The organism is Phycisphaeraceae bacterium (assembly GCA_020851465.1).
GTDB lineage: Bacteria > Planctomycetota > Phycisphaerae > Phycisphaerales > Phycisphaeraceae > JADZCR01.
The window spans coordinates 452,462-478,564 of sequence record JADZCR010000006.1; the positions used below are offsets into that span (position 1 = coordinate 452,462).

Annotated in this window: 26 protein-coding genes; 16 read left to right on the forward strand and 10 right to left on the reverse strand. The window is 52.1% G+C overall.

The features are described 5' to 3' along the window. Positions 1-57: 57 nt before the first annotated feature. Positions 58-969: a phytanoyl-CoA dioxygenase family protein gene (locus IT444_08440; GenBank protein ID MCC7192793.1), complete on the reverse strand. Its 912-nt coding sequence runs from the start codon at positions 967-969 to the stop codon at positions 58-60. 101 nt (positions 970-1,070) lie between these two features. On the opposite strand from IT444_08440, the gene IT444_08445 reads away from it, so the two are divergent. The 7 genes from IT444_08445 to IT444_08475 all read left to right on the forward strand — a co-directional run bounded on the left by IT444_08445 (position 1,071) and on the right by IT444_08475 (position 7,499). Further along, positions 1,071-2,225: a Sua5/YciO/YrdC/YwlC family protein gene (locus IT444_08445; protein MCC7192794.1), complete on the forward strand. Its 1,155-nt coding sequence runs from the start codon at positions 1,071-1,073 to the stop codon at positions 2,223-2,225. Next, positions 2,222-2,731, forward strand: a complete 510-nt coding sequence (gene rpiB, locus IT444_08450; protein ID MCC7192795.1) for a ribose 5-phosphate isomerase B — start codon at positions 2,222-2,224, stop codon at positions 2,729-2,731. The genes IT444_08445 and rpiB overlap by 4 nt, the downstream gene beginning before the upstream one ends. Before the next feature lie 204 nt (positions 2,732-2,935). Further along, a complete protein-coding gene (gene rpsD, locus IT444_08455; protein ID MCC7192796.1) occupies positions 2,936-3,535 on the forward strand; it encodes a 30S ribosomal protein S4 in 600 nt (199 codons plus the stop codon). Positions 3,536-3,630: 95 nt separating this feature from the next. Then, complete coding sequence (locus IT444_08460) at positions 3,631-4,422, forward strand: enoyl-ACP reductase (protein MCC7192797.1); 792 nt, start codon at positions 3,631-3,633, stop codon at positions 4,420-4,422. 96 nt (positions 4,423-4,518) lie between these two features. After that, on the forward strand, positions 4,519-5,769 hold the full coding sequence (locus IT444_08465) for a hypothetical protein (GenBank protein ID MCC7192798.1): 1,251 nt from the start codon (positions 4,519-4,521) through the stop codon (positions 5,767-5,769). A 179-nt stretch (positions 5,770-5,948) separates the two neighbouring features. Then, positions 5,949-6,728: a ThuA domain-containing protein gene (locus IT444_08470; protein ID MCC7192799.1), complete on the forward strand. Its 780-nt coding sequence runs from the start codon at positions 5,949-5,951 to the stop codon at positions 6,726-6,728. 72 nt (positions 6,729-6,800) lie between these two features. After that, positions 6,801-7,499 carry an ABC transporter ATP-binding protein gene (locus IT444_08475; protein MCC7192800.1) on the forward strand — a complete coding sequence of 233 codons (699 nt, stop codon included), beginning with the start codon at positions 6,801-6,803 and terminating at the stop codon, positions 7,497-7,499. A gap of 62 nt (positions 7,500-7,561) precedes the next feature. On the opposite strand, the gene IT444_08480 is transcribed toward IT444_08475, so the two are convergent. The 3 genes from IT444_08480 to IT444_08490 all read right to left on the reverse strand — a co-directional run bounded on the left by IT444_08480 (position 7,562) and on the right by IT444_08490 (position 9,887). After that, positions 7,562-7,759 carry a hypothetical protein gene (locus tag IT444_08480; protein ID MCC7192801.1) on the reverse strand — a complete coding sequence of 66 codons (198 nt, stop codon included), beginning with the start codon at positions 7,757-7,759 and terminating at the stop codon, positions 7,562-7,564. 6 nt (positions 7,760-7,765) lie between these two features. Then, positions 7,766-8,965 (reverse strand): ADP-forming succinate--CoA ligase subunit beta, encoded by a 1,200-nt coding sequence (gene sucC, locus IT444_08485; GenBank protein ID MCC7192802.1) that lies wholly within the window; start codon positions 8,963-8,965, stop codon positions 7,766-7,768. Positions 8,966-9,104: 139 nt separating this feature from the next. After that, on the reverse strand, positions 9,105-9,887 hold the full coding sequence (locus IT444_08490; GenBank protein MCC7192803.1) for a metallophosphoesterase: 783 nt from the start codon (positions 9,885-9,887) through the stop codon (positions 9,105-9,107). Between the two features lie 692 nt (positions 9,888-10,579). On the opposite strand from IT444_08490, the gene IT444_08495 reads away from it, so the two are divergent. From IT444_08495 to nuoH, 8 genes are all read left to right on the forward strand, one after another. Continuing rightward, positions 10,580-11,293, forward strand: coding sequence for a 3D domain-containing protein (locus IT444_08495; protein MCC7192804.1), 714 nt, complete (start codon positions 10,580-10,582; stop codon positions 11,291-11,293). A gap of 282 nt (positions 11,294-11,575) precedes the next feature. Further along, the gene (locus IT444_08500; GenBank protein MCC7192805.1) at positions 11,576-12,013 is read left to right on the forward strand and encodes a DUF2203 domain-containing protein; all 438 of its coding nucleotides are present in this window, start codon (positions 11,576-11,578) and stop codon (positions 12,011-12,013) included. A 167-nt stretch (positions 12,014-12,180) separates the two neighbouring features. Further along, a complete protein-coding gene (gene metF, locus IT444_08505; GenBank protein MCC7192806.1) occupies positions 12,181-13,095 on the forward strand; it encodes a methylenetetrahydrofolate reductase [NAD(P)H] in 915 nt (304 codons plus the stop codon). A 175-nt stretch (positions 13,096-13,270) separates the two neighbouring features. Next, on the forward strand, positions 13,271-15,031 hold the full coding sequence (locus IT444_08510; protein MCC7192807.1) for a type IV pilus twitching motility protein PilT: 1,761 nt from the start codon (positions 13,271-13,273) through the stop codon (positions 15,029-15,031). Between the two features lie 69 nt (positions 15,032-15,100). Beyond that, positions 15,101-16,183: a type IV pilus twitching motility protein PilT gene (locus tag IT444_08515; protein MCC7192808.1), complete on the forward strand. Its 1,083-nt coding sequence runs from the start codon at positions 15,101-15,103 to the stop codon at positions 16,181-16,183. A 290-nt stretch (positions 16,184-16,473) separates the two neighbouring features. Beyond that, complete coding sequence (locus IT444_08520) at positions 16,474-17,877, forward strand: hypothetical protein (protein ID MCC7192809.1); 1,404 nt, start codon at positions 16,474-16,476, stop codon at positions 17,875-17,877. Positions 17,878-18,003: 126 nt separating this feature from the next. Next, complete coding sequence (locus IT444_08525) at positions 18,004-19,035, forward strand: hypothetical protein (protein MCC7192810.1); 1,032 nt, start codon at positions 18,004-18,006, stop codon at positions 19,033-19,035. A gap of 160 nt (positions 19,036-19,195) precedes the next feature. After that, positions 19,196-20,410, forward strand: a complete 1,215-nt coding sequence (gene nuoH / locus IT444_08530) for an NADH-quinone oxidoreductase subunit NuoH (GenBank protein MCC7192811.1) — start codon at positions 19,196-19,198, stop codon at positions 20,408-20,410. 6 nt (positions 20,411-20,416) lie between these two features. Here the strand turns inward: nuoH and IT444_08535 are convergent, their stop codons facing one another. The 3 genes from IT444_08535 to IT444_08545 all read right to left on the reverse strand — a co-directional run bounded on the left by IT444_08535 (position 20,417) and on the right by IT444_08545 (position 22,006). After that, positions 20,417-20,842 carry a DUF309 domain-containing protein gene (locus tag IT444_08535; GenBank protein ID MCC7192812.1) on the reverse strand — a complete coding sequence of 142 codons (426 nt, stop codon included), beginning with the start codon at positions 20,840-20,842 and terminating at the stop codon, positions 20,417-20,419. A gap of 84 nt (positions 20,843-20,926) precedes the next feature. Continuing rightward, positions 20,927-21,442 carry a GNAT family N-acetyltransferase gene (locus IT444_08540; GenBank protein MCC7192813.1) on the reverse strand — a complete coding sequence of 172 codons (516 nt, stop codon included), beginning with the start codon at positions 21,440-21,442 and terminating at the stop codon, positions 20,927-20,929. Positions 21,443-21,502: 60 nt separating this feature from the next. Then, complete coding sequence (locus IT444_08545; GenBank protein ID MCC7192814.1) at positions 21,503-22,006, reverse strand: metallophosphoesterase family protein; 504 nt, start codon at positions 22,004-22,006, stop codon at positions 21,503-21,505. A 97-nt stretch (positions 22,007-22,103) separates the two neighbouring features. Here IT444_08545 and trpC point away from each other — a divergent pair, with 97 nt between their 5' ends. Then, positions 22,104-22,943 (forward strand): indole-3-glycerol phosphate synthase TrpC, encoded by an 840-nt coding sequence (gene trpC / locus IT444_08550; protein MCC7192815.1) that lies wholly within the window; start codon positions 22,104-22,106, stop codon positions 22,941-22,943. 33 nt (positions 22,944-22,976) lie between these two features. On the opposite strand, the gene IT444_08555 is transcribed toward trpC, so the two are convergent. From IT444_08555 to IT444_08565, 3 genes are read right to left on the reverse strand one after another with little or no spacing between them, the layout of a single operon-like run. Continuing rightward, complete coding sequence (locus IT444_08555) at positions 22,977-24,092, reverse strand: exo-alpha-sialidase (GenBank protein MCC7192816.1); 1,116 nt, start codon at positions 24,090-24,092, stop codon at positions 22,977-22,979. Positions 24,093-24,109: 17 nt separating this feature from the next. Beyond that, positions 24,110-25,273, reverse strand: a complete 1,164-nt coding sequence (locus tag IT444_08560) for a DegT/DnrJ/EryC1/StrS family aminotransferase (GenBank protein MCC7192817.1) — start codon at positions 25,271-25,273, stop codon at positions 24,110-24,112. A gap of 27 nt (positions 25,274-25,300) precedes the next feature. Then, positions 25,301-26,062 (reverse strand): polysaccharide deacetylase family protein, encoded by a 762-nt coding sequence (locus tag IT444_08565; protein ID MCC7192818.1) that lies wholly within the window; start codon positions 26,060-26,062, stop codon positions 25,301-25,303. Positions 26,063-26,103 lie beyond the last annotated feature (41 nt).

Genomic DNA, 26,103 nt, shown 5'->3' on the forward strand with positions numbered 1-26,103 from the left:
AGCAGCAGTTATCAATTGATTCCGACATTCAACCGGTAGGCCTGCAACGCGCGTCGGTTACACACCCCATTTACTTCGTGCCTTTGCCATTGGCACTACCTTATCGGGATCGACAAGCCAAGCGTAATGGGCCTTGGGGTTTTCTCCGATCCAGCGATCATCAACGGGTTCATCAGCAGGTTGAAACCTGGTATCGCAGCTTATTCGCCATCGGTTCGTCTGATTGTTCAACGAGCCGTGCATCGTCCACATGCCGAAAATAAGCACGTCGCCCGCACGGAACTGTTCAGTTGTACGCCACTTTCCCCCAAACTTGTCCACCAATTCTTTTGGATCGTCGCTGAAGAATCCGCCGACTCGGTCGCGGTCCACGTCCATGCGGCCGTATGTATCACGCAGCTTGGTGAACCCTCCTCCATCATGTGAGCCGACACACAGTGCCAGCGTGCCCATGTCGAGGGAAAGATCCTGGAACGGCGTCCAACAGGTGTACAGATTTTCCGTGCTGCCTCGGCCCATATAAACGATGTCGATATGCGCACCGGTATGGTCAGGATTTCGGACGCAGCGCAGCCATTTGTAATCAAACGTAAGTGGTTGCTTGCCGAAGTAGCGGTTAAAAAACTCGAATATCTCTTTACTTTCAAGAACCGATCTGACCGCCGGGTCATGCGTTATGACAGGCTGTCCCATTGTGCGGGGATACTTGCCGTTTGGATTGACGATGGCGTCATTGAGTGCTGTGCCTGGTGCGATTGCATCTTGTTCCGCGACAAACTCAAGGATTCTTTGCTGCCCGCGAAGGACGCTGGCGCGGTCTTGAAGGCCCCGGATAAACAGATAACCATCCTCCTTCATCCGCTGACGCAGAGCGGTGGGATCACCTAGAATATCGTTGCTTTCGCGGAGATTGAGGTCGAAATATTTGCTCCCGACTTCAAGCTCGACCTTGCCCATAGGAACCTTCATTTGTCTGCCTCCGAGAGAATTCAGTATCGAAATACAGGCACATCATCTTACCCTGTCCGCCGCGATTTGCCCCCATTGAGGTGACGTTTAATAATTGTCTTGTGCCCGTATCTACTCTCATCCCTGCTGCCTCTGAAACTGTCGCTGTTACAGCTCGCCGAGCTGGTGAAATATTCGAACAGGGCGGTCTCGTGGTATTCCCGACGGAAACGGTATATGGAGTGGGAGCGTCTTCACTGAGCCTCAAAGGATATGGGGCATTATGTGAACTCAAATCGCAGGAGGAAGGCAGGCCGTTTACCGTGCACCTGCCTGATCCCGCTGCTGCGGAACGCTATATCGACACATCGAGCCCGATGCTGCGACGATTAATCAAGAAGGTATTTCCCGGCCCCGTAACACTGATGGTTGATGTGAGTGATGATGTGATCCGCATCAAACTCCGTGATCTGGGATTGCCGCCCGACGCCGCGACACGGCTGTATCATCAGAACACCGTATCCCTGCGTTGCCCGGATCATCCGCTGGCGCAAGCAGTTCTTGGCGTATCGGGTATTCCCGTCATTGCGGGCAGTGCGAATCGCCAAGGGGAAGATCCGCCGTATGATGCAGCCGAAGCAGCGGCTAGGCTTGATGGAGAAGTGGACCTGATTATCGACGGCGGTCGCAGCCGTTATGCGAAGCCGTCAACTGTCGTGCGTGTTCGTTATCCGTTGCCGGGAACTCCGGGAGGATTGAAGATCACGGTTGAGCGTGAAGGCGTGTACGACACTCGCTTTATCCAGAAGCTTATGCGTTGGACGATGCTAGTCGTGTGCAGCGGAAATACCTGTCGATCTCCGATGGCGGAGGGACTGGCAAAAATGCTCCTTGCGCAGCAGCGAGGAATCAACGTAGAGGATCTGGAACCTGCAGGATTGCGTGTGATCTCGGCTGGTACTCTGGCTCACTCGGGCGCTCCCGCTGCGGAGGAAGCCGTCGAGGCCTTGAAAAAATTCGGTGTGGATCTGTCTCGGCACCGTTCACGACAACTTACTCCCGAATTGATTCATGAAGCGGATGTAATCTATTGCATGACCGGGGCGCATCTTCAGGCGGTACTAGCGATGTCACCCGCAGCGGACGGGAAATCTGTTCTTCTCGATCCTGGGGGGGATATCGAAGATCCCATGGGCTCCGACTTGACGACCTATCAGCGATGTGCGGAAAGGCTTCGTCGCCGACTCGCACAGCGACTTAAGGAACAACAGCAATGAAAATCGCGATCGGGGCTGACCACCGCGGAATGGAGGTGCGTAACCACTTGAGCGATTGGCTTAAGCAGCAGGGGTACGAAGTAGAGTTTCGTGGGGAGTGCAACGATAAAGCCAGTGACTATCCTGATGCAGCCCACTTGGTAGCCAAGGCCGTTGCATCGGGGGAGGTTGAACGCGGCATTCTGATCTGTGGGACAGGTATCGGTATGAGTATCGCAGCCAACAAGGTGCACGGTATTCGCGCAGCTTTAGTGCATGATGAGATCGGTGCGGATCTGGCGCGACGACATAACGATGCAAACATTCTCTGTCTGTCTGCCGACATGCTTGGCTTGCGGATTATTGACAGAATCGTCAAGACCTGGCTGACGACTAAGTTTGAAGGCGGAAGACATGCCCGGCGAATACTGAAAGTCGCTGCGATCGAAGAGGGGCGTGACCCTGCATTGGTGAATGAGAGCGAGTTACCTGCTCCACCTGCGGAAAAGGCTGATGTAGTGCATTAACGTCGGATAAATCAGCTACCGCGGCTTTCGTATGTAAGGCGTGGATTTGACCCTGCAATCGTCACCTGTTCTAATGTTTGGCTCGAAATCGCAGAGCGGATGGACCGCTCTGAAGTTCTTGAAACCTGCGACGGCGTAGCCACGCCCAAGCAATTTAAGGAGCCCTTGCCCCGGATATTCCGGTTGAGGCATGGGAAGATAGTTATGGCCAATTACACCGGCCCAAAGGTCAAGCTCTCACGTCGCGTCGGCGTTCCAATTGCTGACATCCCCAAGCACACCACCAAGCGGCAGCTTAATCCGCCGGGTATGCATGGATTCCGCGGCCGTCGGTTGCGGGACTATGGCATTCGTCAGAACGAAAAACAGAAGCTCCGTTATCACTATAACGTGTTGGAGCGGCAATTTCGTAAATATCTCGAAGAAGCCGGCCGTGCTAAAGGTAACACCGGCGAAGTGCTCCTGCGCCTCCTCGAACAGCGACTAGACAACGTGATCCGTCGTCTCGGTTGGGCAAGGACCATCTGGGCGGCGCGACAGATTGTCAATCACGGGCACGTGCTGGTGAACGGTCGCAAGACTGATATCGCCAGCGCGCAGATCAAGGTTGGGGACACCATCACTCTCAAAGAGGGCATCCAGAAGGTTGTCCGCGAAAACATGGAGTCGCTCGCAGGTCATCAGGCGCCAGGATGGTTGAGCTTCGATCCATCGACACTGACAGCCAGTGTCGTAGCCGTACCCACCAGCGATCAGGTTCCGTTCGATGTGAACATGAACCTGATCATCGAGTTTTATCGCTAAGGTTGGAATACATCGCTGGCCGGAGAACCTGTATGGTTTCCGTGTCAATCCTGATTCCAGCTATGTGATCTTCAAGCACCACGGGAGCCCGACGCATGGGACTCATGACCGGCAAGCGTGGCATTGTTTTCGGCATTGCCAACGACCGCAGTTACGCAACTTTTATCACCAAGCAACTCCTTGCCAATGGCGCGGAATGCGGATTTACGCATCTGCCCGGCGACAAGATGGCCAACCGCTGCCGGCTCGCCATCGAGGAACTGGGCGTACCAGCCGACAAGACGTGGCTCCAGCCATGCGATGCATCGAAGGATGAAGATCTCGATGCGGTGTTTGCGAAAATTGCGGCGGATTACGGAAAAATCGACTTCATCGTCCATTCCATCGCATTCGCTGATCGTGCGTTTCTCCAGTTGGGCAACTTTCACACGACGACGCGAGCCGCATGGAGCCAGGCACTTGATATTTCTGCCTACACTCTGCTGGCAATGGCACAGCGGGCGGTCAAAGTGATGCCTGCGCCTAATGGCGGGTCTATCATCTCGATGACGTATTACGGCGGTGAAAAAGTGATTCCCGGCTACAACATCATGGGCGTAGCCAAAGCGGCGCTTGAACACACTACCCGATACCTGGCGTGGGAACTGGGCGAAAAAAAGATTCGGGTGAACACGATTTCAGGTGGGCCGCTACGTACGTTAGCTGCTCAAGCGGTCGGCGGGATCAAGGAAATGTTTGATCTTCAGGAACGCAAGAGCGCACTTCGTCGCAATATCGAAGGCGAAGAGGTCGGCAATACTGCGGTATATCTCCTCAGCGATCTTTCCAGTGGCGTTACAGGTGAAACAATTCACGTGGACGCGGGTTTCAGTATCGTTGGATTATGAAGAAAGGGCTTCTGGTTGCGATACCAGGGTTCATCAGAGCCGCGCGTTATTGATGCGACTCCCTCTGAGCTTTGACCTCAAACCCGATTTAGACCCATGCCTATTCGATTCCTCTGCCCAGCGTGCAGCGCAAAGATCAAGGTTCCCGATGGCACGGAAGGGCGCAAGGTAAAGTGCCCTCGTTGCGGTGAGACTCAGCGTGTGCCGGAGGAATCAACAGAGCCCCAGCCAGTTCCTGCATCTGCGCCCGAAAAAACTAAAGCTCCACCACCTGCTGAAAGTCGTCCGTCCATCAAGACGGCTACGCCTGTTAAAACCAAGTCCTCCCCACCACCGAAGCCTCCGCCGGTTGAAGTACCCGAATCGCCACAGGATCAGGACGAGGACGATCCCCTTGCTGCTCTTGCTGCGGCTGCGGCCGGCAATAGTGCAGGCCCCGAAACTCTGCCAGACGATTTATTTCATGAAGAATCAGCCCCGGTAGAACCCGCCGCTGCGTCCGTCCAGTCAAACGAAGAGGTTGAGTCGGAACAACCTCCGCCACCGCCTTCGATCCCGATAGCAAAAGTGCGTCCTCAACCAGAGGTTGTGGCTGAACGATTTGTACCTCAGCCTGTTGAAGACGTACCGCCTCCGCCGGTTGAACCAATCGCGCCAGTTACACCTGAACCGGTCGAAACCGTCACCCCGCCACCGATAGTTACTCCCGTTTCCGAAGCAGAAACTCAGCCGCCAGCACCGGAAATAGTCGAAGAACATTCAAAGCCGCCTGTGGTTCCACCACGCATCGAAGACATCCCGATTGCTCGCGCCAAGTCGCCTCCCGCCGGTATCCCGTTACGGAGTGATACGCCTAAACCTCCGGTGACTGTCGAAATATCAGAGCCGGCTCCACGGCAAGAGCATGAGGAAGTAAGCCCATCCGACCAGTCTCCTCCGGAGCAGGATGAATCACCGTTCGAGCAAGAACTTGCCGATCCCATAGCATCCTCGCCGGCTCCGGAACCAGAACCAGAACCTGAACCCGTCCCCGGTCCAGAGCCTGAACCTGTGCCCGCCTATGCCGCGGTTCATACGGCTGCAGTTCCGGTGACGTATGCCGCTTCTGCACCGCAGCCTCAGGGACCGATACCTGGCTACACCGCTCTCTTAATCGCTTCGTGGGTACTCCGCGTCATGGCTGTGATCGGCCTGATCGTGGGCATTAAGGCGATCGTGGATACATTTGGTGAAACCAAGACGTTTGTGCCCCAGGATACAGCATGGCTGATCGCTGCTGCAGTCGTTTGGGGTATCGGTGAAGGCTTATCCGCCCTGCGTGATATCGCGCGCAACACCTGCCCCTAACTCAGCAGAAATCGTATTTCTTAATGGGATTGTGAGACGAGTTGATAATCACGAGCTGGCGTCCGACTGATACCCGCTCAGGACTTGTGTGCAACCCAAAACCAACAGGTAGCATGCAATATTCGTACAAAACTACTGCACCCTGTTGATACGTTGATCGTCAGTATCGGAGCATCATCATGGCTGGACCCACCCGTGTCACTGTCTGGGGCGAAAATGTTCACGAGCATATCAGCACAGCCGTCAAGAAAATCTATCCCGACGGAATGCACGCAACGATAGCTGAGGGCCTTAAAAAACTTCTGGGTAATGCCGTTCAGGTAAGGACAGCTACACTCGATCAACCTGACCATGGCTTAACCGAAAAAATACTTGCAGAAACGGACGTCTTGACCTGGTGGGGTCACGCAGCGCATCACAAAGTGGAAGATGTCATCGTGGATCGGGTTCAGAAGCGGGTACTGGAAGGCATGGGCCTGGTCGCGCTTCATTCGGCACACTACTCAAAGATTTTCAAACGACTCATGGGTACCGGATGCGGCCTGAAGTGGCGTGAAGCTGCTGAACAGGAGCGAGTCTGGATTGTGAATCCCAGCCATCCGATAGCGGACGGCTTGGGCGAATATTTCGAAATCGCACATGAGGAAATGTACGGAGAGTTCTTTGACATCCCTGAGCCGGAAGACCTTGTCATGATCAGTTGGTTTGAAGGAGGGGATGTATTCCGCAGTGGTTGCACATGGAGGCGTGGAAAAGGCAAGGTGTTTTACTTTCGACCCGGCCATGAGACGTTTCCCACATACCATGACGCCAATGTCCAGAAAGTCATCGCCAATGCCGTGAAGTGGTGTACCCCGACCGTGGGCAGCCCGTACAGCCTTGCGGCTCCCAACAGTAAAGTACCACTGAATCCGATTCGCGCGACGCATGCCGTGGACGAGACGATTCATAAGCATTAATTCTCTCACCGTTGTGCGGCCATGATGATTGATGACTTGAATTTGTTTAGGTAAGCATCGAGACACGCCACTATGGAGTTGGTCGCACAGATTCAGCGATTGCAGAAGATTTATCGCAAAGGAGCCGAAGCCCCGGAAGTGTTCGCATTGCGCGGTATTGATCTAGATATACCGCGTGGACAGTATCTGGCGATCATGGGTCCTTCCGGCAGCGGCAAAAGCACACTGATGAACATCATCGGTTGTCTTGATCGCCCGACATCCGGTCGATATCTGCTCGACGGCGAAGACGTCGCAGGTATGAGCGATACGCAGATCAGTCGCGTCCGTGGTAAGCGGTTAGGCTTTGTTTTCCAAGCGTTCAATTTAATTCCACAATTGACGGTACTCGACAATGTGGAAGTGCCCTTGTTTTATCAAGGTGTGCCGCATGATGAACGGGTACATCGAGCACGGGCTGCCATCGCAAGAGTCGGTCTGCATGAGAGGGGAGATCATCGGCCATCGGAGCTCAGCGGAGGGCAGCAACAGCGCGTCGCCATCGCAAGGGCACTGGTCAATGAACCGAGCTTGCTTCTGGCTGATGAGCCAACAGGTAATCTTGATTCCACGACGGGCAAACAGGTGTTGGAACTTTTTGACGGTCTTCACCAGCAAGGGTTGACGATCATCATGGTCACGCATGACGAATCCGTTGCCGAGCGGTGTCAGCGTGTGGTGCGTCTCAGAGACGGTCGAATCGACCGGGATGAATTAAATCTGAAAAACTAAGCGTGTAACTGGCCAAGTGCGGTCGGGGATACCAATGGCCTGATATTTTTTCGCACTGCCGTTTAATCATCCAGCGTCTCAAGGTATTCCTTGAACTCACCGCGTTTTTCAGCTTCGTCCAGATATTTTTGAAAGTCGTTTAATTTATAGGAAATAAATACGAATGCGTGGTGCACCGCTAGCCACTCGATATCGATATTGTCGCCTTCGAGATCTTTTCTCAGGCGGTTCAGCTCGGCAAGAAAAGGTTCGACTTTCATATCGGGTTATGCCGCGACAGCACTGGTGATCTTCTTTGCAGCATCGGTCAGGTCCGTACCAATCTGCATGGTGGGAATTTCATTCTTTGCTTCAGCTAGTATTTTTCGTGCAGCTTCGACGTTTGTACCTTCAAGGCGGACAACCAAAGGAACCTTGAACCCGACCTGTTTGGCAGCGGTGATGATTGCACGGGCGATGGTATCGCACTTGGCGATACCGCCAAAGATATTCACCAGAACGCCTTTGACGTTTTTATCATCGAGAATAATCCGGAAAGCTTCCGTCACAGCTTCCTCGGTAGCAGAGCCGCCTACGTCCAGAAAGTTCGCAGGTTCTTTCCCGTGAAGTTTGATAAGGTCCATGGTCGCCATCGCAAGGCCGGCGCCGTTGACCAGGCAGCCGATCTGACCGTCTAGCTTGATATAGGAAAGCTCATGTTTGCGGGCACGAGCTTCAAACGGATCTTCTTCCGCGGGGTCCGCCATTCTGGCGATTTCCGCCTGACGAAAGAGGGCGTTGTCATCAAAATTGATTTTGGCATCGATAGCCAGCACTTCGCCATCGGGCTTAGCGGTTGTCGGTTTCGTCACAACCAGGGGATTGATTTCCGCCAGGCTAGCATCTGTTTTGACAAACAAATCAGCCAGTTGTTGCATGACTTTTACCGCCGCTCGAACCTGCGCCCCCTTGAACCCTAGACGATACGCAACCTTAGTTGCCTGATAGGGTCTCAGGCCAGCGGTGGGATCGATCCGTTCGCGAATAATTGCGTCGGGATTCTTTTTTGCCACTTCTTCGATCTCGACGCCGCCTTCACTGCTTGCAATTAAAACCGGCGTTCCGCTAGCACGATCGACAGCCATGCCCAGATAATATTCTTTAGCGATGTCCACTCCAGCTGCGACTAAAAGCTTGGAGACCTTCACGCCTCCAGGGCCAGTCTGAGGAGTGATCAGTGGCTTGCTGAGGATGGTCTGAGCTACGTTTCTGGCTTCATCGGCGGATCTCACCAGCTTCACGCCGCCTCCTTTACCCCGACCGCCTGCATAAACCTGTGCCTTTACAACAGCCAGCGTCGCACCGGTTTTCGCCAGTTCGGTGAAAGCTTTGGCGGCTTCATCCCCTGAAGAAACAACAATTGCCGGTGGTACAGACACGCCATACTTCGCCAATAGTTCCCTAGCTTGATATTCATGAATCTTCATGTGATGTATTCCCAGTGGGGCAGCGATGATAGCGGGTCTGCGGAAAGGGGCAATCGCAAGGACTCAAAAATTGGTCTTTCGGATAAAAATTAACCACAGCACCGATTGCCGACGCAAACTTACACTCACAAATAGTTATCTACGGATGGCTTGATTCATTGATGTCCTGAGCACGACTGCGCAGTGTTAAACATGCGACCTCAGCAGGACATTTCACACGAAGCGGAAACCAGCTACCCACGCCGGAGTTGACGTAAAGGTAACTGTTACCTCGTTGATAAAGCCCTCGTGGATAGCGAAATGCAAGGCTTCCCAAGCCGATCGATCCTTTTTTACCTCGATTATTGGAAAGGACAAATTGTCCGCCATGCGTGTGCCCCGAAAGTGTCAGGTCCACTCCTTGTTTAACCGCTTGATCAAAAGCATCAGGATGATGCGCAAGCAGGAGGGATAAATCGCTTTTTGTTGATGACCGAGTAACTCGGATCGTGCGGTGAACCATTCGGGCAAGATGATGAGGCTTATCCGCATAGTCAATGCCTGCCACCGAAATTGTCTTACCATCACGTATCAGCTTTACAGCTTCGTTGAGCAGGAGTTTGAGTTTGGCGCCGCGAAAGCGGCGAACAAACTCCGGTCCATCGGAAAGATAATCGTGGTTTCCTGGAACCATGTAAACACCAAGAGGTGCTTCCAGCCGAGTAAGGGCTTCGATGACGTCATCGAGAACATTCAGCGACAGGTCAACAAAATCACCCGTTACTGCAATAAGATCACCCTCGCATCGTTTCGCGGCTTCAATAATTTGCGGCAGATGAGCAGTCGTTGTCAGTTCACCTATGTGCAGATCGCTCAGGTGGGTAATTTTCAACCCATCAAGCGCATCAGGTAGATCGGGGAGCACCACTGATCGCTGCGTCATGGCCAAGCCACGATCTGAACGAACGCGAGAAATTCTCCCTTGCGTTAGCCAAACGGGTGCTTGTGTAAAGGCCGCGTGGCGAATACGGGCACGCATGTGATGAGAAACGAGTGGCTTTTTCGCTGCTTTGCCAGTGTGATAGGTGACCACATCGGAACTCGACCGCACATCGTCCAACGGAGTATCTCCTGCTCCCTGATCACAGACACATCTGATTTAATCGATGAAGCGGTAAACTCGTTGTATGAGTTCTTGCTTCCGAAAATCCTGCTCCGCCAGTTCTAGATTAGTTCCCAAGTATTGTGATGGGAACTACGACATAGTCGGCGGTATCACATACTAGGTGAGCATGCGACAGGTAGTTCGCAAATCCTGCCAAATTAACACAAAGTATTTAACTCGTTGAGGGCAACAACTCGCAGCCGTCTGATTCATCCATTTCTCCCCAATTTCCTGCTCATAACGGAGCAAAAACTCAATAAATTCGTCTATTTTTCATGAAATACTTGAAATTTTGGTTAGAAAATGTTGCGTCATAGCCTGAACGCAGTAAACTTTTACTTTCCTCCCGCGAGCCGGTTTTGATGGGCCGGCGTGGTTTTGTCTCATGCGTCGTCCCACCTAGCGGGTTAAGACTCGGATCAAAACGTATTTCATTACTCGAAAGCGATCAGTCTCGCGGAGATCAGCGGATGACTAACCAATCCCATTCGACTGTAAGCCCTGTACTTAGTGCTCGCATGGGGCGTCGTGTCATCATCATGGTCGTCGGATTTCTGATCATCGCGGGCTTTGCATCTTTGGGAGTCGGCTTGATTGTCAACTCACGAATCGATCGAGTTCCGATCGAGCTTATGTCGGTTAAACCTTCGAGCCCATTGCCTGTTTCTCACACCCGTGAAATGCTTGCTGTGAACTCCACCGTTATGCCTTCTATCAAGATTGATGCGTACACGGCCAAGACTGCGAATTCCCCTGCAACTGCGGCGAATGAGATCAATACACGCGTCGTCAGGCGTTCTACGACGAGCGCAGTAGGACGCCATCTGAGTACGACACCGATGTTTGATGGACGACCAATACGCCGTAAACGTACCATGAACATGGTTGTCACCGGTTATAGCCCGGATGCTCGATCCTGCGGCGCCAGTGCGGATGGCATAACAGCGTCGGGGTACAGTGTCTGGACGAATGGAATGTTCCTAGTTGCCGCGGATACTCGGCTGCTGCCTTTTGGCACGTTGGTATCAATTCCCGGATACAACGACGGCCAGCCCGTGCCTGTGTTGGACCGCGGTGGGGCGATCAAAGGCCACCGGCTCGACCTGTTATTCCCAACACATGAAATTGCCCTTCAATGGGGGCGTCAATCACTTCCCGTCACCGTATGGGAATACGCGGACTGATCCTATTGCAGCGGTAGATCCACTCCCGAACATGTCTTAAGTATCTGTGCCGCTGCTGTTTTGCATGGCCAGGCGGCATCCAAGCCGACCTTATTTCAAAGTTTTACGATGTTAATTGCTCGCTTTGCCGATAGGGAATACACACCCTGATGCAAACCGGCGAAGTTATGAATCTCCAGATTGCATAGATTGACTTAAAATGCCTTGGTCGTAAGTGTGGAACCAGTTCGATACGGCGTTGACTTACAGAACATTGATCGAATAATTACGCGAGAGGTGAATATGGCCAGTAATGCGTCCAATGCACCAACTGCCATTCCGCAAGGCCCCAGACCTGGTAAGAAGTATTTCACCTTGGGTGAGGCCAATCGATCACTCCCTTATGTGACGAGGGTTGTTGAGGATCTCACTGTCAGCTATGATCGTGTCGTAGAAATTCGGCAACATCTTGCGACTCTCAGCCCAACCGATAATCGCGAACTACTCGAAAACGAGCTAGAAGCTGGCATGGATCGGCTCAGCGAGCTGGTCGATGAACTTCAACAGGTAGGAGTTGAGCTTAAAGACTTTGAAAAAGGGCTTCTTGACTTCCCTTCGCTCCATGAAGGCAGAGAAATCTATCTTTGCTGGCATCGTGGTGAGAAGGCGGTGCATACGTGGCATGAGATCGATGCTGGCTATGCTGGACGTCAGGATGTAGCTGCCCTTGAGCAGCATTGACTTATCAAAGAATTGGTCCCTTCTTAGCCGTGCGAGAAAATGCACGGCTTTTTTGTGCCGTACTTGATCGCATCGTTCGCGTGGTCCAGTAGCAATTCGCCCGATAAACTGTCGGGTGTCTGCAGTATGAACCATTGGGTCAAAGTATTGCATGCTTGTGAGTCGCTATGCACATAAACGATATCTTTGCTGAACATCCGACGACGTTTTCATTTGAGTTTTTCCCTCCGAAGACACTCGAAGCATCCCAAGCACTGCTTACGACTGTCGGAGAGCTACGAGACCTCAAGCCGTCATTCGTATCTGTGACCTATGGTGCGGGCGGATCAACCCGTCAACTTACTCACGATCTGGTTCTCAAGGTTAAGCAGACCACTGGCGTAGAGCCGGTTCCTCATCTGACCTGTGTATGTCATCAGGAGGATGAAATTCGACAGATTCTTGAGCGTTATGCGCAGGCAGGAGTAGGAAATATTCTGGCACTAGGGGGGGATCCTCCTCGCGACAGGCCAAATTACGATCGCAGTGTAGATGCGTTTCGTTATGCGGCTGGCCTTGTTCGATTTATCCAGCAGTTCAACGCCTCCGGTTCACATCCCGATCGACGTGGCTTTGGTGTGGGGGTAGCGGGTTTTCCAGAAGGGCATCCTGCCACATCCAACCGACTGGTTGAACTTGATCATCTTAAAGCCAAAATCGATGCCGGGGCTGACTACATCTGTACTCAGCTATTTTTTGATAACCATAACTTCTACGATTTCCGCGAACGGTGTGAACTAGCAGGGATCAAAGTCCCGATCATCGCCGGCATCATGCCGGTTACATCGTGTACCGGGTTGAAGCGGATGGCCGACCTGGCTGCCGGTGTGCATTTCCCCGCGGGTCTGTTGCGTCGTGTGCAGCGTTGTGGTGACGATGATGATGCTGTGAAACGAGTCGGTGTCAGTTGGGCTACCGAACAATGCGCGGATTTGCTCGACCATCAGGTCCGTGGGGTTCATTTCTACACGCTGAATCGTTCGGACGCGACACGTCAAATTTATGCCAACCTCGGAGTCCGTGACAGCATTCCTTTGCGTTGACTCCGATATACTGGCTTGCCCGGATATTCACCTGATAAAATTCGAGTTGGAGAGAGTCTCATCCCTCCGATGTTTCCCTACAATTGAGTCACTCCACGAGTACTGCTTTATTCGTTTGGTACTAACTGGATCGTTTCCGCTCTGATAATACAGTCAGGCAGAACCGGAGAAAGCTATGGCTGAAACGCAACCTACCGCGCTGCTACTCTGGCACGCGATTCTGACGAAAAACAAGCTCCTGACTCAGGACAAATGGAATGAGTGTGTCGGCATTCATCGGTCTGCCGGCGGGAAGCTGCCGATCGCGCAAATTTTACTGGACAAGAAATACCTCACTCCCAAAGGTGTCGATGTCGTTGGGAAAAAAGTGGAGGAGTTGCTCGCCCGCCAAAGTGGAGGTACACCAACCAAACCTAACCCAACTCCGGCCAGCGTAAAGCCCACCTCACCTGGGGGGGCGTATGCTCCCGCTAGTACAACCACTGCTGCAGCACCAGCCAAAGTCGCCAAGCCTGTAGCCGACGACGGTTCAATTCCGCTGGCTGATGGGGTCGCAGATGGAACCGAACCATGGCGTCCCAGCGATGCTGAGTGGTATGACGAAACTGGTGCTGAGGGTAAAGAGAAAAAAGATACCGCCACATTAGATTCGGATGTCGAACGCATTGATTTGGTCGGTGAGGATGAGTTGACGGGCTCAGAGAATCGGCCGTCAAAAATTATTCGAGACGATCGTCCATACATTAAACCCACTTCAAAAGCGATAACCAAAGAGAAATCAGGTACGCCCATGTCACCGGCGGCCGTGGAAGTCCCCCAGGAGGAGATCCCCAGTCCGGTACCGCCAGGTCAGGTTGATCCAGAGGCGATGGCGATGCTGACCAAGGCTGTGGAATTGGGAGCCAGCGATCTTCATTTGTCATCAGGTACCGTTCCATTCATGCGATTACACGGATCGTTGAAGTTTTTTGAGCGTGAGAAACTCACTCCGGAAGAAGGCCAACGCATGGCGTTAGGCTTTATGGATCACGGGCAGCAGCAGCGGTTTCTCAAGACACATGACCTTGACTTTGCCTATGAAAAGGAGGGGCTGGGACGATTTCGAGTTAATGCACTGGAGGAGTTCCGCGGTACCGACATCATCTTTCGCATTATTCCGAATAAAGTGCCGCGACTTGAAGAATTAGGTCTGCCTCCGGCACTCGAACGGTTCACGGAATGGCATCAAGGGCTTGTGCTGGTCACCGGATCGGCTGGTTGCGGCAAGAGTACAACGGCAGCAGCACTGATCAACCTGGTCAATGAGAAACGCCGCGACCACATTATTACCGTCGAGGATCCGATTGAATTTATTCACATATCCAAAGGCTGTAACGTAACGCAACGCCAGGTACCTACACATACCGGCTCGTTTGCGTCGGCTCTCAAAGCGGCACTTCGTGAAGATCCCGACGTCATCATGATCGGTGAAATGCGAGACCTTGAGACCGTATCGTTGGCGATCCGTGCTGCTGAAACAGGTCACCTGGTTATTGGGACACTTCAGACTAAAAGTGCTGCTCGAACGATCGACCGGGTTGTTGACGTATTCCCTGCCGACCAGCAGGCGCAGATTCGTACGATGCTTTCGGAATCGCTACGTGGCATTATTTCGCAGCAGCTCATTCCGCGGAAAGAGGGAAAGGGACGTATCGTTGCTATTGAAGTACTGCACGCGACGACAGCCGTTTCCAACCTCATTCGGGACAGTAAAACATTCCAGCTTCCATCGCTGATGCAGACTGGGCGAAAAATCGGCCAGAAATTGATGGACGATTCATTGCACGAACTGGTCGAAGCAGGGCTTGTTACGCGAGAAGAAGCTGCAAAAGCAGCGGAGAATCCAAAACACTTTCAGGAACCTGCGCCAATTCCGGTGGATCCCAAGAAGAAATAAAAAAATCGACTTGCTGGTTTGTATCGAATTCCTTTTTTCGGGAAAGTATTCCTCGCTGCGAGAAAGAACATGGCCAAACTCGATGAACTTTTCCGAATGGTCCGCGAAAAAGGTGCCAGCGATCTCCATATGCTTGAAGGCCAGCCGCCGAAAATCCGCCTTCACGGCGACCTGGAACCTGTGGAGCACTATCCCGTTCTTACGGAAAAAATGCTTCGGGAATGTCTTCATGAAATCTGTCGTCCCGAGCAGATTGAGAAATACGAAACGACCGGGGACCTTGACTTCGCGTATGGGCTGGAAGGAGTTGCACGCTTTCGCTGTAACTTTCTAAAACAGGTCTGGGGACGCGGCGCGGTGTTCCGACAGATTCCGGACAAAATCCAGTCGCTGGATGAATTGGGAATGCCCAAAGCGATCAGCCAACTGGCTAATCTGCGCAGTGGGTTAGTGCTGGTAACCGGGCCGACCGGTTCGGGTAAATCAACCACACTGGCAGCCATCATCGATCAGATGAATCGGACGTATCGCAAACACATCATCACGATTGAAGATCCGATCGAGTTCGTTCATGAAAACAAACTTTCAGTTATCACCCAGCGTGAGGTCGGATTTCATACGGAAGGCTTTGCCGAGGCACTCCGAGCCGCTGTGCGGGAAGACCCGGACGTAATCCTTGTCGGTGAAATGCGGGATCTGGAGACGATCAGCCTTGCTCTCACCGCCGCCGAGTTGGGATTGCTGGTATTTGCCACTCTGCATACCAACAGTGCTGCCAAGACGATTGACCGCGTGATCGACGTGTTCCCTGCCGGTCGGCAGCCAATGGTGCGCACCATGCTGGCGGAAAGTCTGCAAGCAGTGGTTTCGCAACTACTGCTGAAAAAAAAAGAAGGCAAAGGTCGTGTCGCAGCTCTGGAAATCTTGCTCAAGAAAGAAGGCCTCTCAAACATGATCCGCGAAGGGGCTATCAGCAAAATTACATCGCTCATCGAAATGAGCCGCAGTGACGGAATGCAACTGATGGATCAAGCACTGATGACCCATTACAAGGCCGGACTCATTACCGGTGAAGCTGCGTTCATGAAAGCATTCAACAAGACTACGTTTGAAGCACTTCGTGAGAAAGAGGAGGAGGGTGCAGCTCATTAATTTGTTGGATGTGGAAAAGCTAGTCGAGTCAATCGCAAGATTGGTTGCTTCGCGTGAACGAGTAACGATTTAAATCCTCTCGCTAGGACGCTCGTCGCAAGAGAGGTTGCCTTCGACTATCATCTAATATGTTAATTCCGTGTTTGGCCTCTTGGGTCTCTGCTGGGTGAGACCTGAGAACCTGATAACCGCAATACCCGGCGACATGCGAAATTCACGTTATTTCACCCTATCAGGAGGTGAAGATGTCGGCGTGGATTTTCGAATGCCATCACGGAGTTAATTTTGTAATGCCAGGTACCATCACTCTGCCTCAAGTTGTCCTCGATCTCGAAGAGGAGGACCGCAGGCAATACGAAACTCTCAAAGCTCCATCATCAATCGTCATCCGCTATGGCTACATGCGAATGATCGCAGAGCTTCCCTATGACGGTGAAGCCAAACCCGGCTGCGGGTCTAAACTAGTTGTTCGCACACGTCGCGGCATCGAAATCGGCGAAATGCTTACTACGACATGCGGTAACGGCGGATGCGGTAAGAGTATCAGTCGCAAGCAGATGCTCGATTACATTGATAATTCCGGCGGGCGCGATTACCCCTTCAGCAATCAAGGAAAAGTGCTCCGAGTCGCCACCCTCGAAGATCTCAATGAGCAATCTCGTCTCGACGCGCAGAAGCCTGCCATGATCAAGTTTGCGAGGACGCTGATCACCGAATTAAGCCTGCCGATGAAACTAGTGGATGTTGAACTGTTGCTGGGCGGGGAGCGGATTCTCTTTCATTACGCGGCTGAGGATTGGGTTGATTTTCGAGAGTTGGTACGACGGCTTGCTACGGAGTATCAGACACGGATCGAAATGCATCAGGTCAATGCGCGAGATGAAGCGAGAATTACCGCCGATTATGAGAAATGCGGACAACACTGTTGTTGCAAGCAATTTCTCAAGGTGCTCAAGCCGGTTTCGATGCGCAGTGCCAAAGTACAGAAAGCCACGCTGGACCCGACGAAAATCAGTGGTCGATGCGGACGGTTGATGTGTTGTCTGCGTTACGAAGACGAAACCTATGAATCGCTACGAAAAAAACTACCCAACCGTCAATCTCGCATGATGACGCCTGATGGTCCGGGTACTGTTCTGGACACACAGATTCTGACGCAACTGGTATTGGTTATCGTTGATGGAACGCAATCCCCCGCAGCATATCCGCTCGAAAATATTCGGATGTTGACGAAGGAAGAAGATGCAGTCATCCGTGCCAAACAATCGCAAACTCAAGGAGGGCCGCAGCGTGGGGATGAACGACGACGAGATGACCGCGCGTCTCGAAATGACAGTCAAATAGATAATCGCAACCAGGGGAATGATCGCGAAGGACGGGAACAATCACGCGATCCTCAACGTCAGAAACCCGTCCAGCCTCCGCCAGCCAGTGCGTTACCTCCCGTGGAGATAGAGTCAGGCACGTCGGATGCCCCTGATGTTGAAGGCGGGCCGGAGATGGTCTCGGATGTGGACCAGCCGCGAGGCCAAAATGGGACCCCTGTAAATCAGAGCGGCCATGAGCAACAGAGTGATGGCCAACGTCGCCGCCGCCGACGTCGCAAACGTGGACGTGGCGGCCCAAACCGTGATGACCAGAGCCATGGTGGACCGTCGTCTAACCAAGATGGAGAAGGACCGCCAAAGAGGTAATATTTTGTTTTCCAAAATGAGTTGCATGTCATACTTCACATGACACGTAAAAAGTATCGGGTAAACGTGTTCATTGTTTCGAAGAGACAACGCTTTCGCTAAACTTCATCTTCTAATTCCCTGTACGTGAAAGTCGAGGCGGATATGTTGCGCGTTATTGTCATTGGACTCGGTCCCATCGGTCTCGCTGCCGCTCAAGCGGTTCGTGCCGAAAAAAACCTCAAGCTTGTCGGCCTTGTGGATCTTGATCCCGCCAAAGTCGGTAAGACCCTCGAGCAAGTTGCCAACCAACCCGTATCTACAGCGGAATCACCTAAAACTGTCGACTCCATCCGACAGGCCGTTGTTGATGCTGGTGGCGCGGATGTGGCCATGCTCACGACGTCATCTGACTTTGCTGTGATTGCACCGACTCTTCGCGAGTGTTTGGCGAACGGCTTGGCGGTTGTCAGCAGTTGTGAACATATGGTTTGGCCGTGGTACCGACACGAAGCTCTTGCTCGGCAGCTTGATGCTGAAGCTCAGACGGCGGGGCGAGCATTATTGAGTACGGGAGTCAATCCGGGATTCGTCATGGATTTTCTATCGCTTGTTCTGGCATCACAGATCCGCCGGGTAACGAAAGTTCGTTGCGAACGTCGTGTTGAAGCCGCCTTGCGCCGCAAGCCGCTTCAGGCAAAAATTGGCGCAACGATGAAGCCGGATAAATTTCGTGAATTGACCGCACAAGGCAAGATCGGTCACGAAGGTTTGCCGGAGTCAATGGCGATGATTGCGGCTGGTCTGGGGCGTCATGTACCTCCAGGAACGATCGAAATCACGCTTGATCCGATCATCGCCGATCGTCCGATTCCGTCCGCTCTGGGGCTGGTGGGGCCTGGTTATGTGGCAGGCATTCATAATACGGGTAAGTGGTCCGGCGATGGCATTACCATCGAACTCGATCTGACGATGGCTGTGGGTACAAGCAACCCCGGCGATCACGTTACGCTCGAAGGCCCGGTACAACTCCACTTAGATATCCCCGGCGGCGTTCCAGGTGATTCCGCCACTGTGGCGGCACTGGTTAACCACATTCATGTCGTCCACGAAGCCAGGCCTGGTCTGCGCACGATGCTGGATGTACCGATCGCAGGCTGTGCGGGCCGTGATGCTTAAATTCACAGCCAGCCGTAGCGCAGCGAGAAGAACGTCATCCTGCCTTTGAGGTTCCGAGATTTGCTCCGATGCTCCCGCTCCGTTAAAAGTTGCATTCTAAACCGCACCGCCAAGCTGGCTGCCTGCCATTGGGCTTCCGAGCAAGGCTTTTGGCAATCTCATGATCGCACAATTTGTCGTCAGTCTGATTACGATCCTTGTTGTCATCCATGCTGTATTGCTGGGTTGTGCCTATTTGATTTTCCTTGAGCGCAAGGTTGCAGCGTGGACACAGGACCGGACCGGTCCGAATCGTACTAATTTTTCATTTGGACTTTTGCCCTTTAAAGGACGCCACTTTGGTCTTGGGCAGGCGTTAGCTGATGGCCTCAAGCTGTTTCTCAAGGAGGATTACACACCGCCGCATGTGGACCGCGTTTTATTTCTCCTTGCTCCGGTTTTCGTGGTGGTGCCTGCGTTGCTTGGATGGGCGGTCATTCCGTGGGGCGGTTATCTCGATTGGCATGGACAGGTGCTAAGTGTGACCGCAGCATCGATCAACATTGGTGTGATATACATTCTCGCCATTGGATCTCTTGCCGTATATGGCGTGGTCATCGGCGGATATGCATCCAATAACAAGTATTCGTTCCTCGGCGGACTCCGCGCGACTGCTCAGATGCTCAGCTATGAGATACCGATGGGACTCTGTGTTCTCATCATGATTCTTACCTCGCATTCATCACGTGCGGAAACAATCGTTGATCTCCAAGCTAGCGGCGGATCGGCAGGAGTGTGGAATATCTTTGCGCATCCCGTCCTTGCCATCATCTTCTTTACTTGCGTGCTTGCGGAATGCAACCGTGCGCCGTTTGACCTGGCCGAGGCTGAACAAGAACTCGTTGGGGGTTATCACACCGAATACAGCTCGATGAAGTGGGCACTGTTTTTCCTGGGAGAATACATTCACATGATTACCGGCAGTGCTTTCTTTGCGCTGCTGTTCCTGGGCGGGTGGGATGCGATTCCCTTCGTCGATGAATTGCCCCTCGTTGGCGGATTAGGACTGGTATTGGCGAAATTCGGTATCTATGCGATCAAGGTGGTCTTACTGCTTTTTGTCATGATGTGGATTCGCTGGACGTTGCCGCGATTTCGCTTTGACCAACTGATGCGACTTGCCTGGAGATCGTTAATCCCCATAACGCTAGTGATTTTACTGGTCACTGGCGTACTCGTTTATCGTGGTGTCAGTAGCTGGTGGTGGTTTACGATTGCTGACGTAGCGGTGCTAGTAGGCGGCATAATCATTAGCCCGCTCATTCCTACCGGACCACCCGTTAACCGAAGAGTTGCGCTCGAAGGATCACGGTTCAGCGCTCCCGGTTCCATCTAAAAACGATTACACAAAAGGATCAGATTCGAGCACGATCTGTGGAGCAGTGTTTGAATCAAATGGGAGTGTCTGCCCGCGAGGCCGTGAGGGATCAAATTCTTCCACGGGTAATGATAAAACCGGCTTAATCGTCTGTCGCATTTGTGCCAAAAGTTCGCGCACATTGATTCCCATAAATACGTCGGGTAGGCCGTCAAATTTTTTCACAGCGGTCTGCCATACGCTGCGCACTCCGCGAGGATTCCCTCGCCTTACGTGTTCAAGTACAACCGCACATTGAACTAGGCCCTGATAAAAATATTTACGCTGGCCGCTGGCAAGACGCCAATTTTCTTCCCAGACCTCGTGAGCATCAAACCACTCCCCAGCGTTAAACAACCGGATGCCTTCATAAAAAAGTCTGGCTTCGTCGTCTTTGTCGATGGAATCCATTTTGAAGTGCAGACTCTTCCGGTCGTGAAAATTATCCGGCAATCTACTTCCGCGTTTCTTAAGCAGGTATTACCTGCAGGGTAGTTACTCGTCTTCTTTTCTTGGTGAACGGTAGAGGTCAAGATAAAACTCGAGAAGATCCTTGCCGTGGAGGTTCTTGGTTCGTGTATGGTGGAATCCCGCGGTTTCGAAGAGTTCCTGAACTTTTCCTTGTTGAACACGGGTATCGAGAACAACTTTGAGATATCCGTGATGCCGACAATGCTGAAGGGCTGTCTGTACAAGTTTTTCAGCGATAGATGTGTTTTGCCAATCATGCTCGACCCGCAGACGACGAATCTCCGCGGTTAGTCCTTCGTCACGCGCCAGCCCGATCATTGCGATTACGGTTGAATTGATTTCCGCTACCCAGAAATAGTTGGAAGGTTCATTGAAATAAGCGTCCTGAATATTTTCAATATCAGCACCGGTATCGTTAGGCGCGAGCTGTCCAGAGAGCAACCCCTGCGTATAAAGTCGCGCAACAGCAGGACGGTCCTCCGCTTGATAGGCCCGGATGATCACACTATTAACAAGATGTTCCAGCTTAGTATTGGACATTTGCTTACAAATCTACAGTGATTATGAGGTTACTTCCGTAGAGATCAATCACAGTTGTAGTCACGTTACAGGAAAAAAGGTCAACATGTCTTGCTCGGTATCCAACAGAGCTACGGTATACATCTGGGTACGATGGAGTGCGCCGGGGTTGATAACCCGCGTACTCTCTACTCGATGATCACATTGCATGTGCGTGTGTCCATGACATAGGTACCGGACACCTGCTGCTATAGCGGTGCGTTCATTATCCGCATTGTCCCCGTGGAGATACACCAGATCACCTCCAGCTGGTTGCAGCCAACCCATTGGATGGTCCACGGTGATACCGAGTTGCCGTGCATGCTGTGTCAAGCCTTTGGTGTTCCAGTCAACATTCCCGTAAACAACACGAAGCTCAACACCTTTGGCTTTTCCTGCAGAAGCAATCGCATCTAGTACATCGATGCTGCCGAGATCCCCCATGTGAAGCAAAACTTCTGCACCAGCATCAATCAGGAGTTTGGCTGCATGACTTGTTCTAATTGCCTGTCCATGTGAATCAGATAAAAGTCCATATTTTGACATAGGAGACAGTTTACCTCTTGCCGTAGTGGCAATCACTGTCACGTTTCCCATCATCAATCGGATCGCTATGCTTTCCCGCTCAGGAGCGATCGCACAGATGGCCGATATCCTTGCTCAAATCGTTGATCATAAGCGCACGGAAGTGCGTGATGCGATGGCTCGCATTCCCCTTGAGCAGATGAAAGAACGCGCGGCAATAAGCTCCGAGCCACGCAACTTCTTTTCCGCTGTAACGCGACCAAGAGGTCGATTACGTGTTATTGCGGAGGTAAAGAAAGCCAGCCCATCTGCCGGGATCATCCGGCCGAACTTTGATCCTGTCGCCATAGCTAAGTCCTATTACGAAGCAGGTGCCGCTGCGATTTCCTGTCTTACCGACGAAAAGTATTTCCAGGGATCGCTCTCATACATCGCCCGGATCAAGGATGCCATACCGCTACCGGTTTTGCGCAAGGATTTCATCATCGATCCCTATCAAATATATGAAGCTCGCGCCGCTGGAGCCGACGCCGTGTTGCTTATTGCCGAGTGCCTCGGAGAGGCGGAACTTCTGGATCTTCTCATCCTTTCAACCGAGCTTAAGTTGACAACTCTGGTCGAAGTTCACGACGTGGAGAGTCTGTTGAAGGTAAGGCCGCATATCGGGTTTCCTCATCCCGCATATACGCTGCTAGGCATCAACAACCGTGATCTAAAGTCAATGACTACGGACTTGAATCACACACTTAGATTGCTCGATCTGGTTGAGAATCGAGAAATCCTCGTTAGCGAATCCGGCATCAAGACGCCGCGTGATGTAAGACGCTTACGACTTGCGGGTGTGCATCGCATACTGGTGGGTGAACATTTGATGAGGCAACCTGATGTTGGGGCAGCATTGAGAGAATTGATTGAGCAGGGGAGGAATCAATCTATTGATGATGCAGATGCTTCATGAAGATTTCGGTGGTTACAGTTATTAGCCCACAACTTATTGGTAGAGTTTTTGGAGTAGGATCCGTCGCATCCGCAAGCGATCCAACACCAGCTTTGTGCTGGCACCTCCCGCGCAATAAGCCAGCAGTACCGCATCCTCAGTGAAATGAATCGCGACATAGCAGAACCCGTGATCGGAAGCTTTTTCAAGAATCCGATGGTGTTGCCATGTTTTGCCATCATTGGTACTGATTGCACAGACTAATGGTGTGCGTCCCCAACTCGATGGCGTAGGTTTCGGCAGCTTGAACCTCCCTGAACGGTCATTCCATACCGCCAGCAGATGGCCAGTTTGTGGAATTCGTTTGATCGACATAGGACTACAAGGCGAAACAAACTTGGAGGGTCTTGCCTGTGTCCACGTCATACCGCGATCACTACTGAATATTTCCCACTGATAGCTTTTGCTGTGATCATTCGCGGGAAGAGCGCGGGACCAACTCCAGAGCTTGCCACTCTTTAGTTCAATGATTCCCGGTTCCTGCAAGCCGTAGCCGTTGGGAAAATATGCGTAATTATTGGTAATTGATTCAAACCAGTGCGCGCCGCCGTCATCGCTGAGGTAGAAGAGAATGATGGCGGCCTGAGACAAGCTGACTTCGGGCGTTGCAGTATTGGCGGGACTGGAGGCTCCTCGGAATCGATGTAATGCTACGGGCAGTATCAGACGCCCACATTTTAACTGCACAAGTCGATCGTTATTAACCACGTAGTAACCAGGCGGGGCGATAAAATTGAGAGGTTTACTGAAGGTTTTGCACTCATCATGGCTGAAGGAGATGCGAGCCATGCATGTTTGTTGTGACCCAACATTTTCCTTTTGCAGAAAGAGAAACGCAATCCTGCCGTCATGCAGTCGCAGTAACGACACACTCATTACATTTTTGGCTCCGTTTCGCTGCTGGATGATACGGTCTTTTTCGGACCAAGTACGGCCACCATCATCGGAATAACGTGAGGCGATTACTGCGGAGCCATCGTCTTCAAAATCAGATTCGTATTTGGTGTAAGCAAACAGGATTCGTCCAGACTTTAGCGTGACGAAGCTTCCCTCGCTGTTTCTAGCATTTTTTCTTGTCGGATCGAGTTGGAGGACTATTTCGCCGTTCATAGATATTCTTGAGTAATTCAGGTGAGGACGGTTTGTGCAGCCGACTTTATTTTTCGGATGAGTTCTTCGATCTCGGTAGCGCTGCGGTCAGGATGATTGCCAATCATGACTGTACGGTTGAGAATATCGAGTGACTTGGCGCACATATCCTTGGTGTATTTTCTCCGGCAGGCACGATTTTCACGCATTTTGAAGGGGTTCAGTGACGGATGTGGTGCACCTTCTTGACTGAAAAACTGATCCCATTCTGTATAGGTGTGCCTGCCGGTACGGCCGCAGATACCTGCCTTGAGCAAGCCCGCAAGCTTTTGCGCTTCGCCAACAGTCGGTAGGGTAAACATGGTGAACGCACCACACTCATGATCCAGGCTATTTGAGCGTACAGCAGTAAGACTTGTTTTTGCCGTATCTCGAAGGATGCGTTTCTTTTGCTTCCGCATCTCGCGGATCATGCCAGGCAAACGATCAAGTTGTACATTGAGCATTGCGCCTTCGAGTTCGCTCGCTCTCGCGCCACTGGCAATAAAGGGAATCACATCCCGATTTCTACCGGTCCAATAGAAGCCACAGCAATCGATCATGCACCGTGCCCGTTGGCTGGCTTTGGTGTCGTTGGTGACAACGGCACCGCCTTCGCCACAGGTCATGTTTTTGAAATAATTGAAGCTGAAGGCTCCAGCGTGTCCGATTGAGCCGCACATACGCCCTTCATAAGCTCCACCAACCGCCTGACAGGCATCCTCGATAACAAGCAATTTCTTTTTTCTCGCAATCTGCATGATGCGATTCATATTGCATACCTGTCCCCACATGTGCACAGGAATTACTGCACGGGTGCGTGGACCAATCGCATTTTCCAGTGCCTCAGGGCTAATTGTGATCGAGTCATCGATATCCACAATGATGGGAATTGCTCCGACCGCTAATACTGCTGCGCCGGAAGCCATGTAGGTATGGGCAGGTACCGCAACTTCATCACCGGGACCGATTCCAAAACCGGAAAGCGCAGCGGTCAGCGCATTGGTGCCGCTGGAACAGAGATGGACGTGTTTGACACCCAGGTATTTGCCATATCGTGATTCAAAGCGGGCACATTCGCTCTGATCGTTGTAGCGGAACAACCGGCTGCTTCGAATAACCTTGGCTATCGCATCGATTTCGGGCTGGCCAACTCGATACATATGTTTTTCCAGATAGATGAAAGCTGCTTATCCCTCACGAATCTTGCGCACATACGCTCCCACCGTGGCAACCGTATCGATCCAAACCCCGTTCGCAGGATCAAGACAGTAGCGGCAGAACTCATCCAACACATTTTTTGCGACTGACTGCTTGCCTTCAGTACCGACATCATGTCCTGCGAGTACAAGCCAGCGTCCATGTTCTGCGGCTTTTAATACGAGTGCTGAAAGTTGCTCGAAAGGCTGGCGATCGAAGTCGGTTCCGGCGACCTGCGCGAGGTCACAGAATGCGGGATCGTTGTCGGATTCCTGCTTGAATCCTCGTCCGACAGCAAACTTCCTCGCTACCAGAGGTACATAGCTTTGTAATTCCTCCCCACGGCCAACCCACGTCTGACCGCACGGGTAGGCAAAGGTAGTAGGTGTCACACTAAGACGTGCCTGAATTTGGGAAGTCGCGTCATCAAGGTCTCGTTCCATGTCTGCGAGCGTACGATTTTCGAGAGCTGTGGCTCGGGAAAAAATAAAGTTGCCGCTGCACGGATGTGTCACTGTATGGTTGCCGATTTCATGGCCCGCATCCACAGCAGCTCGCCAACCTGCAAGGCGTTGTTCAACATTGCTCATAATGACATAGAAAGTCGCTCTAACTCCGTGGCACCGGAGAATAGGTAAGCCGGTATCGACTTGTGAAACACGGGCATCATCAAAACTCAAGCTGACTGCACATCTTTTTCCGTTGGGCCAGGTGAATTTCTGATGAGAAGGTAGCGGTGCAACCGTGGACATATAGATTGACTCGTTGGTGATGAGGGAGCATTGTACTGATC